Annotated in this window: 11 protein-coding genes; all 11 read right to left on the reverse strand. The window is 71.4% G+C overall.

The features are described from left to right. Positions 1-15 precede the first annotated feature (15 nt). Complete coding sequence (locus tag ACGF5C_RS08210) at positions 16-1,341, reverse strand: NADH-quinone oxidoreductase subunit D (protein WP_393298171.1); 1,326 nt, start codon at positions 1,339-1,341, stop codon at positions 16-18. After that, on the reverse strand, positions 1,338-2,075 hold the full coding sequence (locus ACGF5C_RS08215) for an NADH-quinone oxidoreductase subunit C (protein WP_393298174.1): 738 nt from the start codon (positions 2,073-2,075) through the stop codon (positions 1,338-1,340). Before ACGF5C_RS08215 ends, ACGF5C_RS08210 begins: the two co-directional genes overlap by 4 nt. Beyond that, entirely contained in the window at positions 2,072-2,746 is a 675-nt protein-coding gene (locus ACGF5C_RS08220) for an NADH-quinone oxidoreductase subunit B family protein (protein WP_357452422.1), read from the reverse strand. The genes ACGF5C_RS08215 and ACGF5C_RS08220 overlap by 4 nt, the downstream gene beginning before the upstream one ends. A gap of 14 nt (positions 2,747-2,760) precedes the next feature. Next, complete coding sequence (locus tag ACGF5C_RS08225; RefSeq protein ID WP_350701881.1) at positions 2,761-3,126, reverse strand: NADH-quinone oxidoreductase subunit A; 366 nt, start codon at positions 3,124-3,126, stop codon at positions 2,761-2,763. A gap of 188 nt (positions 3,127-3,314) precedes the next feature. Continuing rightward, positions 3,315-4,592, reverse strand: a complete 1,278-nt coding sequence (locus ACGF5C_RS08230) for a geranylgeranyl reductase family protein (protein WP_393298178.1) — start codon at positions 4,590-4,592, stop codon at positions 3,315-3,317. A 180-nt stretch (positions 4,593-4,772) separates the two neighbouring features. Continuing rightward, positions 4,773-5,003 carry a hypothetical protein gene (locus ACGF5C_RS08235; protein ID WP_393298181.1) on the reverse strand — a complete coding sequence of 77 codons (231 nt, stop codon included), beginning with the start codon at positions 5,001-5,003 and terminating at the stop codon, positions 4,773-4,775. 176 nt (positions 5,004-5,179) lie between these two features. Continuing rightward, positions 5,180-5,890: a demethylmenaquinone methyltransferase gene (locus ACGF5C_RS08240; RefSeq protein ID WP_393298184.1), complete on the reverse strand. Its 711-nt coding sequence runs from the start codon at positions 5,888-5,890 to the stop codon at positions 5,180-5,182. 108 nt (positions 5,891-5,998) lie between these two features. Next, positions 5,999-7,294, reverse strand: coding sequence for a cell wall anchor protein (locus ACGF5C_RS08245; RefSeq protein ID WP_393298187.1), 1,296 nt, complete (start codon positions 7,292-7,294; stop codon positions 5,999-6,001). Between the two features lie 206 nt (positions 7,295-7,500). Then, a complete protein-coding gene (locus ACGF5C_RS08250) occupies positions 7,501-8,724 on the reverse strand; it encodes an LPXTG cell wall anchor domain-containing protein (RefSeq protein ID WP_393298190.1) in 1,224 nt (407 codons plus the stop codon). A gap of 236 nt (positions 8,725-8,960) precedes the next feature. Next, on the reverse strand, positions 8,961-10,133 hold the full coding sequence (locus ACGF5C_RS08255; protein WP_393298193.1) for an LPXTG cell wall anchor domain-containing protein: 1,173 nt from the start codon (positions 10,131-10,133) through the stop codon (positions 8,961-8,963). 342 nt (positions 10,134-10,475) lie between these two features. Continuing rightward, on the reverse strand, positions 10,476-11,666 hold the full coding sequence (gene mqnC, locus ACGF5C_RS08260; RefSeq protein ID WP_393298196.1) for a cyclic dehypoxanthinyl futalosine synthase: 1,191 nt from the start codon (positions 11,664-11,666) through the stop codon (positions 10,476-10,478). Between the last annotated feature and the right edge of the window lie 57 nt (positions 11,667-11,723).

Genomic DNA, 11,723 nt, shown 5'->3' on the forward strand with positions numbered 1-11,723 from the left:
GCTCACTCCTCGCGCTCACCGGTCACACCCACCCATCACGGGGTCCAGCGAGGCGCCGCCGGCGATCACGTCGGCGATCAGGCCGCCCTCGGCCATCGCCGGGAGGGCCTGGAGGTTGACGAAGCTCGGTTCGCGGTAGTGCACCCGGTACGGCCGGGTGCCGCCGTCGGAGACGGCGTGCACGCCCAACTCGCCGCGCGGCGACTCGATGCCGACGTAGACCTGGCCCGGCGGCACCCGGAACCCCTCGGTGACGAGCTTGAAGTGGTGGATCAGCGACTCCATCGACTGACCCATGATCTTCGCGACGTGCTCCAGCGAGTTGCCCATGCCGTCGACGCCGATGGCGAGCTGCGCCGGCCAGGCGATCTTCTTGTCGGCCACCATCACCGGGCCCGGCCTGAGGCGGTCCAGCGCCTGCTCGACGAGCTTGAGCGACTCCCGGATCTCGGCGAGCCGGACCAGGTAGCGGCCCCACACGTCGCCGTCGGTGTGCGTCGGCACGTCGAACTCGTACGTCTCGTAGCCGCAGTACGGCATCGTCTTGCGCAGGTCCCAGGCGAGGCCGGCGGAGCGCAGCACCGGGCCGGTCACGCCGAGCGCGAGGCAGCCGGTCACGTCGAGCACCGCGACGTTCTTCGTCCGCTCGAGCCAGATCGGCTGCCCGGAGAGGAGGCTCTCGTATTCCTTCAGCCGCTTCGGCAGCAGCTTCAGGAACTCGCGGATCTTGACGACCGCCTCGTCCGGCACGTCCTGGGCCACGCCCCCCGGCCGGACGTACGCGTGGTTCATCCGCAGGCCGGTGATGATCTCGAAGATCTCCAGGATGTACTCACGCTCGCGGAAGCCGTAGAGCATCATGTTGATCGCGCCCAGTTCCATGGCGGTGGTGGCCAACCAGACCAGGTGCGAGGAGATGCGGTTCAGCTCCATCATCAGCACGCGGATGGTGGTCGCCCGCTCGGTGACCTGCTCCTCGATCCCGAGCAGCTTCTCCACCGCCAGCGCGTACGCCGTCTCGTTGAACAGCGGGGAGAGGTAGTCCATCCGGGTCACGAAGGTGCTGCCCTGGACCCAGTTGCGGTATTCGAGGTTCTTCTCGATGCCGGTGTGCAGGTAGCCGACGACCGAGCGGGCCTCGCGGACCGTCTCGCCCTCCAACTCCAGGATCAGCCGGAGCACGCCGTGCGTCGACGGGTGCTGCGGGCCCATGTTGACGACGATCCGCTCGTCGTTGATGGGGTCGGTGCCCGACACGACGCTGTCCCAGTCGCCACCGGTGACGGTGAAGACCTTGCCCTCGGTGGTGTCGCGCTCGGTGGCGTAGTTCGACGTGGTCACTGGTACGACCTCCGCTGGTCCGGCGGTGGAATTTCAGCGCCCTTGTACTCGACGGGCACGCCGCCGAGCGGGTAGTCCTTGCGCTGCGGGAAGCCCTCCCAGTCGTCCGGCATGAGGATCCGGGTCAGGCTGGGGTGGCCGTCGAAGACGACGCCGAACATGTCGTACGTCTCGCGCTCCTGCCAGTCCGCCGTCGGGTAGACCGCGGTGACGCTCGGCAGGTGCGGGTCCTCGGCGGAGACCGCGGCCTCCAGCCGCACGCGGCGGCGGTAGGTCATCGAGGTGAGCTGGTAGACGACGTGCAGCCGACGGGAGTCTGCGCCCAGGTAGTCCACGCCGGACACCGAGGAGCACAGCTCGAAGCGGAGCGCCAGGTCGTCCCGCATCACCTGGCAGACCTCGGCGATCCGCTCGGGGCGTACGTGCAGGGTCAGCTCGCCCCGGTCGACGACGACCTTCTCGATGGCGTCGCCGAAGGCCGGGTACGCCTCCTCCAGCGCGTCGCGGACCTCGTCGAAGTAGCCTCCGTACGGCCGGGGAGCGTCCTCGATGGTCCGGCGCTGCCGGACCAGGCCGCCGAAGCCGGAGACGTCGCCGGAGCCCTGGTTGCCGAACATGCCCCGGCCCGCCGGGCTGGCCGGCGGGTGCTCGGCCGGGGCCCCGCTGGTGGCGCCGGCCGGCGTCACCGGCACCGGCACGCCGCCGTCGTTCGCCTTGTGGTTAGGTGCGGTCACTTGACGCCCCCGTGCTGCAGGTGGTTCTGGGCCTTCATCCAGTTCTCGATCCGCAGCTGCTCCTCGCGGCCCTCGCGGACCGCCTTGGTCCACTCGGCCCGGCGGGCCTTGTCGCTGCGGTACGACGACGGCATCGAGCCGTACGGGACGACCGGGACGTCACCGCGCGCCTTGCGCGCCTCGAGCATCTTGCGGCCGTTCGGGCCGAGCGGCTCGTGCATGATCTTCTCGCGCAGCTTGAGGACCGCGTCGATGAGCATCTCGGGCCGGGGTGGGCAGCCGGGGAGGTACATGTCCACCGGGACGACGTGGTCGACGCCCTGCACGATGGCGTAGTTGTTGAACATGCCGCCGCTGCTGGCGCAGACGCCCATCGAGATGACCCAGCGGGGCTCCGCCATCTGGTCGTAGATCTGGCGCAGCACCGGGGCCATCTTCTGGCTCACCCGGCCGGCCACGATCATCAGGTCGGCCTGGCGGGGCGAGGCCCGGAAGACCTCCATGCCCCAGCGACCCATGTCGTAGTGCGGGCCACCGGCGGCCATCATCTCGATCGCGCAGCAGGCCAGGCCGAAGGTGGCGCCCCAGACCGACGACTTCCGCGACCAGTTGACGAGCTTCTCCACCGAGGTGAGCAGGACACCTGCGGGGAGCTTCTCCTCGATACCCATCTGAGGTTCCTCCCTCAGTCCCAGTCCAGGCCGCCACGCCGCCAGACGTAGGCGTACGCGACGAAGACCGCGACGATGAACAGGACCATCTCCACGAAGCCGAAGATCGGCAGGGCGTCGAACGAGACCGCCCAGGGGAAGAGGAAGATGATCTCGATGTCGAAGACGATGAAGAGCATCGCCGTCAGATAGAACTTGATCGGGAATCGGCCGCCGCCGACCGGCTGCGGGCTGGGCTCGATGCCGCACTCGTACGCCTCGAGCTTGGCCTTGTTGTAACGCCGGGGACCGGCGAAGCGGGCGGCGCCCACGGAGAACAGCGCGAACCCCGCGGCGAGGGCGAACAGCCCGATGATCGGTGCGTAAGGCGAGAGCGACATCGTTTTCTCCTGCTCGTCCTTCCCTGCCCCTGGTCCTTGACGAAAATCACACTATTCACGTCCCCCGCGACGGCTGTCGCCGGGGGGTCGATCTCCGTCCGCGCCGCGGTCGTCGCCGGCCGCGGCCCGGCCGTCACACGAGCCCGCCGTCGTCGGTGACTGCGGGGCTCGCAAGCTCACTCCTCGCGCTACACGGCTGGTGCCACCTTCGTCATCGCGTTGATGACCCGGTCCATCGCGTCCCCGCCGCGGGGGTCGGTCAGGTTGGCCAGCAGCTTGAGCACGAAGCGCATCAACATCGGGTGCGGCATGCCATGCTTCGTGGCCATCCGCATGATCTCGGGACGGCCGATGAGCTTCACGAAGACGCCGCCGAGCCGGTAGTAGCCGCCGAAGCGAGCCTTCAGCTCCGCCGGGTAGGCCGTCAGGGCGCGCTCCCGCTCGGCGCCGGCCGGGCGCGCGAGGGCCTGCACGGCGATCTCGGCGGCCATCTCACCGGACTCCATCGCGTACGCGATGCCCTCGCCGTTGAACGGGTTGACCATGCCGCCGGAGTCGCCGACCAGCATCACGCCGCGGGTGTAGTGCGGCACCCGGTTGAAGCCCATGGGCAGCGCGGCGCCGAGGATCGGCCCCTCCGCGTTGGCCTCGTCGGTCATGCCCCACTCGGCCGGGGTGTTGGCCAGCCAGTCGGTGAGCAGCCGGCGGTAGTTGGTCTTGCCGAACGCGGACGAGGAGTTGAGCACGCCGAGGCCGACGTTGACGCGGCCGTCGCCGAGACCGAAGATCCAGCCGTACCCGGGCAGCAGGTTGTCGCCGCTGTCCTTGCTGCGCAGTTCCAGCCAGGACTCCAGGTAGTTGTCGTCGTGCTTGGCGGGCGAGCGGTAGTAGCGCCGGACGGCGACCCCGATCGGCCGGTCCTCCCGCTTGGCCAGCCCGAGGGCGAGCGGGAAGCGGCCGGAGACCCCGTCGGCCGCGACCACCAGCGGGGCGTGGAAGATGGCGGGCTCCTTGTCCGGGCCGACCTCCGCCTCGACGCCGACGACCCGGCCGTCCGGGTCGAGCACCGGGCCGGTGACGTTCACGCTGGTGCGCAGCTTGGCGCCGGCGGCGACGGCCCGCTGGGCGAGCAGGTCGTCGAAGTCCAGCCGGGTGCGCACCAGGCCGTAGTTGGGGAAGCTCGCGAGGTCGGGCCAGTCCAGCTCCAGCCGGACGCCGCCGCCGATCACCCGCAGGCCCTTGTTCTGGAGCCAGCCCGCCTCGGGCGAGGTGTCCACGCCCATCCGGATCAGCTGCCGCACGGCACGCGGGGTCAACCCGTCGCCGCAGACCTTCTCCCGGGGGAACTCCGTCTTTTCCAGCAGCAGCACCCGTACGCCGTGCCGAGCCAGGTGGTACGCGGTAGCCGACCCACCGGGACCGGCGCCCACGACGATCACGTCGGCGTCATGCTCCACCGCGGTCATCTCGCGCCTCCTCCCGCATGCTCGTGAAATCATTCACAAGCCAGACGGAGGGAGTCTATGACCGGCGTCTCAAGCACGCCTGATCAGGGGTACCTAACTTGCCGGAAACCCGCCCGTCGGGGTCGGGACCGGGCGTCGGCCGAGGTCGGGACCGATGCCGGCGGTGGTCGGCGCCGGGGCTCAGTGCCGGGCCGGAGCGGCCGCTCCCAGGCCGGCGTCGAGCCGGATCGTCTCGGGCAGGTGCTCGCGCAGCGCGCCGCCGGCGGCGCGGTCCAGCGCGGCCAGCACCTCGGCCACCACCTGCCGGACGTCGGCGGGATCCGCGCCGGCCAACTCCCTGAGCTGCGCGATGAGTTCCGCGGCGTCGTCGTCGGTGGCCTCCACACCGGCCGCCTGCTCTGGTCCCGTCATGGGGGCGAGCTTAACGGCGCAAAGTGGACTAAAAACGGATATTCACGAAACAGCCGCTTTCCAGCGGGTACGGCGCGCCGATCGGCCTCCCGTCGACACCGGCCGCCGCCCGGTAGCGAGCCGTCCGGCGCGGCGCCGCCGCTCATGGCGCGGGACCGGCCGGCGCCGTGCCCCGCCTAGTCGCGGACCGCCCGGTGCAGTGCCGCCAGGCCGCCGGTCAGGTTCCGCCAGGCCACCGAGCCCCAGCCCGCCGCCTGGATCCGCTGCGCCAGCGCGGCCTGGTCCGGCCACGCCCGGATCGACTCGATCAGGTAGACGTACGCGTCGGGGTTGCTGGAGACCACCCGCGCCGCCGTCGGCAGCCACCGCATGAGGTACGACAGGTAGGCGGTGCGGAAGACGGCGTTGGTGGGGTGACTCAGTTCGCAGATCACCAGCCGGCCACCGGGCCGGGTGACCCGGGCGAACTCCCGCAGGGCGGCCTCGGTGTCGACGACGTTGCGCAGCGCGAACGAGATGGTCACCGCGTCGAATACGCCGTCGGCGAAGGGCAGCCGCAGCGCGTCGCCGGCCAGCAGCGGCACCGCCGGACGGGTGTGCTTACCGGCGTGCAGCATGCCCAGCGACAGGTCGGCGCCGACCGCGTACGCCCCGGAACGGGCCAGTTCCTCGGTGGAGACACCGGTGCCGGCGCCCACGTCGAGCACCCGCTCGCCCGGGCGCAACCCGAGCGCCTCCCGGGTGGCCCGGCGCCACGCCCGGTCCCGGCCGGCCGTCATCACCGTGTTGGTCAGGTCGTAACGAGCCGCCACGCCGTCGAACATCGCGGCGACCTCGTGCGGCTGCTTGTCCAGGCCGGCGCGCTGGCCCGGCGGGGTACGGCTCACCCCTCCACTCTGCCAGCCCGGCTCCGGCCGACGCCCGGCGGGTCGGCCGGCCGGCGGGTACGCGACAGGGGCGGGAAGGCCGCCCACCCCGCCCCTGCGCGGCGTACGTCAGTCGGTGGACTTCTCGTCGCCGGGGTTGACCAGGACGACGTCGCGCCGCCGGGAGATCAGCAGCAGCGCGCCGCCGGCCAGCAGCACGGCGGCGCCGATGCCGCCGATCAGGCCGGCCTGCACGCCGGTCACCGGCAGCCCGCCGCCGTCACCGTCGCCCCCGCCCGTGCCGCCGCCCGGGGTCGTGGTCGGGGTCGTGGTCGCGGTCGGCTCGACGCTCGGGGTCGGGGTCGCGGTCGGCTCGCCGCTCGGGGTCGGGGTCGCGGTCGGCTCGCCGCTCGGGGTCGGGTTCGGCGTCGGCTGGGCCGACAGGTCCACGAACGCCTCGAAGGTCGCGTGGTTGTCCAACGGCTCGGCCTCGGTGAAGGTCTTCCGCTGCGCCGGGCTGGCGACCTGCGCCTCCGCCTCCGGCTCGCCCTCGGCGGCGTCCAGCCCGTACGCGAAGAGGTCACCCTCCCGGAGCACCGGCTCGGTGACGTCGTCGCCGACCTTCACCGTCACGTCGGCGGTGTAGTACTGCCCCCGGCGGATGATCGCACCGGCGTCCTCGCACAGCGCCCGCGCCCGACCGAGGAACTCGTCCTCGACGCAGCCCTCGGGCAGCGTCACGAAGCTCACACCCGAAGGAAGCATGAGGCCGTAGAAGAGACCGGTCGCGGGCCGGCTGCCGTCGTTGTAGACCGCCCAGTCCAGCGGGACCGTCTCGCCCCGGCGTACGGGCTTCAGGTCGGGCTCGTCGGTCACCGCCCCGTTGACCACGACGTTGGCCTGGACGTCCTGCACCCAGGCGGTGAGGTCGTAGCCCGGCTTCGTCACGGTCACCGGCACTTCGATGTCCTTGTTGTTCTCCAGGTCCGGGTCGCCGGTGGCCGACCTGACCGTCACCTTCAGCACGCCGCCGTCGCCCCTGCCGCCGGTGCTGAACAACGGGATGCCGAAGTCCTCGCTGGTGCCGCCCCGCAGGTCGCCGAGGAGGCAGGTGAAGGTCTTGCCGGTCACCTCGCAGCCGTCCGGCACGACGTAGCCGACCCGCTTGGCCTTGACGCCGCTGGTGTCGACTTCCACCGTGACGTCCTTGGCGTCGACGCCGTCGGTGAGGTTCTGGACGGTGAACTTGAACGGCTTGGCCTTCGCAGCCTTGACGCCCTTGGCCAACTGGTAGCTGGTCGGCGTCAGGGCGAGGTCCGCCTGGTCGGCGGCGTACGCCGGAACGGCGACGGTGGTCAGGCCGCCCGCCGCGAGGAGCGCCACGGCGCCGGCGCGGGCCAGGGCCGAGCGGTGGAACAGGGTCATCGGTCCCCCGGGGTTAGGGAAAAAACGGATGGTTGCGGAACCGAGCGGACCGTATCGAAGCTGGACGTGGCGCGCCAGCACGCGGATCGTCTTTTCATCCGTCCGTCCGGGCCGGTCGAACAGACGGAGGGGGCGGGACGGTCACCCGTCCCGCCCCCTCCTCCAGGGTTGTGCGTCCGGCCCGTGCGGGCCGACGAGGCCGGCCGTCAGGCCGTCGGCTTCTCGTCGTCCGGGGTCACCAGGACGACCCGGCGCCGCCGCGCCACCAGGAACAACGCCGCGCCCGCGACCAGCACGGCGCCGCCGACGCCGACGATGAGACCGGTCTGCGCGCCGGTCACCGGCAGCGGACCCCCGTCGCCGCCACCCTCGCCGCCGTCGCCGTCGCCGCCGGTCACCACGACGGCGAAGCCGTCGCGGTTGTCGGTCGGGTCGACGTCCCCGGCCTGCGCCGCCCGGGAGCCGCCCGGCCGGTGCAGGAACGACGGCAGGGCCGAGCGCTTGCGAGCCAGGTTCGCCTCGGTCGCCGGAAGCTCACCACGCGCGCTGACCGTGACGTCGCCGCCGGCCAGGCTGACCGGTGCCTTCACGCCGGCGGCGACCTTCACCGGGAAGGCGCCGAGGACGCCCTCGCGCGGGGCCAGTTGGAGCAGCCCGGCCCGGCAGTCGGCCGACCGCAGGTCGGCGGCGTACTCGCACTCCTTGACCTGGATGCTGCCGTCGAAGGTCACGCCCTTGGGCAGGGCGATCTTCAGGTCGAGGCCGTCGGCGATCCGGTCGCCCTGGTTCTCGATGAACGCGAGGACCGTGGTCGCGTCGCCGGGGTTCAGCGGCCCGGTCGGCGGGTCCTCCTTCAGCACGTCGTCGAAGGCGAGCTGCTGCGTGACGTCGGGCACCACGACGCCGAGGTCGACACCGCTCTCCTTGCTGATCTCGATCTGGGCGGTGGCGGAGTTGTTGTCGGGGTTGGTGTCGTCCGGCGACTCGACAGTCAGCGTGACCGGGGCGGTGTAGGGCTCGTCCACGTCGGGGACCCGCTTGATCATGACGATCGGCAGCTCGACGGTCTCTCCGGGCCCGGGGATCTGCTCCTCGGGCACGACGCAGGTCCACAGCACCGGCTTCTCCGCGCCCTCGCCGGAACAGCCCTCGGCGGCCGGGAAGAAGGCCACCTCGCCGTAGTGGTCCACCTTGGAGGTGTCGGCCTTGACGACGAGCGAGGACGGCGTGCCGGGGCCGTTGTTCGTGACCTTGGCGTACGCCGTCTTGATCCGGGTCCCCTCGGCCACCTTGGTGCCGACGACGGCGGTGACGGACAGGTCGGCGGCGCTGCCGGCCGCGTGGGCCGGCGTACCGACGGCGGTGAACGCGCCGGAGGCGAGCAGCGCGGCGGCGCCGAGCCTCGCCAGCGGTCGGTTGGGCAGTTTCATCTCAAGTCCCCCGTGAGGTGTGGCTGCTGGGCCGGACCGCACACTAACGGCCGGTGCTGCCGTGCGCCGCCCCGGACACGCCCCCGCCCCGCCCGAAAGCCGAGCGTCCCTCCAGGAATGCCCGGTCGGTGGCGGCCGGCGCACGGAACGGACAGTGGGGGCGGGATGGTCACCCATCCCGCCCCCACTGCCGTGCGTTATGTGAACGACCCTCGCGGGTCGATGGAGGACGACCGTCAGGCCGTCGGCTTCTCGTCGCCCGGGGTCACCAGGACGACCCGACGCCGCCGCGCGATCACGAACATCGCCGCGCCCGCGACCAGCACCGCGCCGCCGATCCCGCCGATCAGGCCGGTCTGCGGACCGGTCAGCGGCAGGCCCGGCTCCTCGCCGCCGCCGCCCGCGCCGCCCTTGGCGGTCACGACGACAGCGTACGCGTCGGTGTTGTCGGTGGCGTCCACCTCGGTGGCCGCCACGGCCTCGGCGTTGGCCGGGAGCGCGCTCTTGCCCGCGGCACGGACGGTGGTCGCCTGGCTGCCGAGCGCCTCGACGGTGACCTTGCCGCCGGTCAGGCTGCCGGCCTTGACGTCCTTGCCGACCGAGAGCAGGTGGTAGAACCGGCCGCCCGAGATCAGGTCGTCGCCGTCCTTGTCCTGCGAGACCGGGATCAGGTCGGCGTCGCGGTAGGTGCAGACGAGCGAGGTCTTGCCGGAGTCGTACTCGCAGCCCTCCTCGGCCTCGGCGAAGGTCACGCCCTTGGGCAGCTTGACGCTGATCTTCAGCCCGGCGGCGGTGGCGTCGCCCTGGTTGAAGGCGGAGTAGATGAGCTGGGCGGTGTCGCCGGCGCGCAGGTCGCCGCCAACCTTGATCTTGTCGCCCTCGACCGTGACGGCCTTGGTCACGTCGCCCGCCACCACGGTCAGGTCCGGGCCGGTGCCCTCGACCTTGACCTTGACGGTCACCTCGTTGTTGGACTCGTCGGGGTCGGTGCCCTCGTGCAGGATGATGGCGCTGATCTGGCCGGCGTCACCCGTCGCCTCGCCCTTGCGGGTCAGCGGGAAACCCCAGTCGATGTCGCGGCCGCCGGGCAGGACGTCGCCCTCGATGCCGCACAGGATCAGGCCGTCCTCGCGGGGGCTGCAGCCGCTCTCGTCGATGTCGACCTTGGTGGTGTCCAGCTTGCTGATGTCGAGGCCGACCAGGACGCCCTTGGCGTCCACCTTGCTCTTGTTGAGCAGGGAGACGGTCGAAATCTTGCCGGGCGCGCCGACCGCGATGGTGGTGCCGGTGGCCTCGATGGCCAGGTCGGCCGAGGTGTCGGCCAGGGCCGGGGCGGCGAAGAGGCCCGCGGCCAGGATCCCGGCGGCGCCGGCGCCGGCAACGGCCAGCGCGCGGTTACGGAAGATCATTGGAAAGTTCCCCCCGTGGGGTGCAGGAACAGTACGGCCGGGGACGTTAGCGGTCCGCGATCACCCTCGCCACCCCCGCCGTCGGCCGCGTTGAACAGTGCGGCTAAGAATCGCTTAAGGATTGCCCGGATTGATATGTCTTGCTGCCCCCCGGGCACCGGTCGGCGGGCTGGAACGGCAATCGAATCGATATCAACGGCTGGCAACCACTCACCCGATCGGCTGGCCGGGCGACAGCGCCGCCGGTCACGCTCGGTCAACTCCGTGTTCACCGACCGGTCGACGAACGGCAGACACCCCACCGTCCGTCGACGGTGGGGTGTCTGGTGGTACGGCGGTGACTCAGCGGGCGTCGACCAGCGGAAGGGCCTTCCCGGCGCCGCCGCCCGGCAGCGCGATCGAGGAGAAGTGCGACACGACCCGCTCGTCGGTCGGGTCGTCGGCCGGGGTCCGGTGCACGGCCAGGCGGTTGTAGAGGGTGTCCCGCTGGGCGGGGATCCGGTCCGCCGAGCGGATCATGCCGATCAGCTCGTGCAGGTTGGAGCGGTGCCGCGCGCCGGCGGAGGAGATGACGTTCTCCTCCAGCATGATCGAGCCGAGGTCGTCCACGCCCATGTGCAGGGCGAGCTGCCCGACGTCCTTGCCGGTGGTCAGCCAGGACGCCTGCAGGTGCGGCACCGTCTCGAAGAAGAGCCGGGCCACCGCGACCAGCCGCAGGTATTCCAGCGTGGTGGCCTGGGTGCGGCCCTTGAGGTGGTTGTTCTCCGGCTGGTACGTCCACGGGATGAACGCCCGGAAGCCCCGGGTGCGGTCCTGCACGTCGCGGATCATCCGCAGGTGCTCGATCCGCTCGGCGGCGGTCTCGCCGGTGCCCATCATCATCGTGGCGGTCGACTCGACGCCCTGCCGGTGCGCCAGCTCCATGACCTCCAGCCAGCGCTCGCCCGACTCCTTCAGCGGCGCGATCGCCTTGCGGGGCCGCGCGGGCAGCATCTCCGCACCGGCGCCGGCGATCGAGTCCAGCCCCGCCGCCTTGATCCGCGCGATGGCCTCGTCCAGGCTGACGCCGGAGACCTTGGCCATGTGCAGGATCTCGCTCGGGCCGATGGAGTGGATGGCGAGCTGCGGGTACGCCTTCTTGACCGAGGAGAACAGCTCCTCGTAGTACTCCACGCCGTAGTCCGGGTGGTGCCCGCCCTGGAGCATGACCTGGGTCGCGCCCAGCTCGACCGCCTCGCCGCAGCGGCGCAGGATCTCCTCGGTCGGGTGGGTCCAGCCCTCCTTGTGCTTGGGGGCCCGGAAGAACGCGCAGAACTTGCACGCCGTCACGCAGACGTTGGTGTAGTTGATGTTGCGGTCGATCAGGTACGTGACGATGTTGTCCGGATAGCGCTGCCGACGTACGGCGTCGGCCGCCTCGCCCAGGGCGTGGAAGGGCGCCTCGGTGTAGAGCAGCAGGGCCTCCTCGGGCGTGATCCGCCCGCCGTCCGCGCCGCGCTCGAGGATGTCGTCGATCTCCCGGCTCTTCGTCACAGCCCGAGAGTACGTGGGGTCTCCGGCGTCGGCACAAGCCTCCACCGTCAGTGATGC

The organism is Micromonospora sp. NPDC047620 (assembly GCF_043205005.1).
Lineage (GTDB): Bacteria > Actinomycetota > Actinomycetes > Mycobacteriales > Micromonosporaceae > Micromonospora.

Coding starts and splice junctions, on each gene's coding strand:
- ACGF5C_RS08220 (WP_357452422.1), bottom strand. CDS start 2,746: ATGGGTATCGAGGAGAAGCTCCCCGCAGGTGTCCTGCTCACCTCGGTG.
- ACGF5C_RS08225 (WP_350701881.1), bottom strand. CDS start 3,126: ATGTCGCTCTCGCCTTACGCACCGATCATCGGGCTGTTCGCCCTCGCC.
- ACGF5C_RS08230 (WP_393298178.1), bottom strand. CDS start 4,592: ATGACCGCGGTGGAGCATGACGCCGACGTGATCGTCGTGGGCGCCGGT.
- ACGF5C_RS08235 (WP_393298181.1), bottom strand. CDS start 5,003: ATGACGGGACCAGAGCAGGCGGCCGGTGTGGAGGCCACCGACGACGAC.
- ACGF5C_RS08245 (WP_393298187.1), bottom strand. CDS start 7,294: ATGACCCTGTTCCACCGCTCGGCCCTGGCCCGCGCCGGCGCCGTGGCG.
- ACGF5C_RS08250 (WP_393298190.1), bottom strand. CDS start 8,724: ATGAAACTGCCCAACCGACCGCTGGCGAGGCTCGGCGCCGCCGCGCTG.
- ACGF5C_RS08255 (WP_393298193.1), bottom strand. CDS start 10,133: ATGATCTTCCGTAACCGCGCGCTGGCCGTTGCCGGCGCCGGCGCCGCC.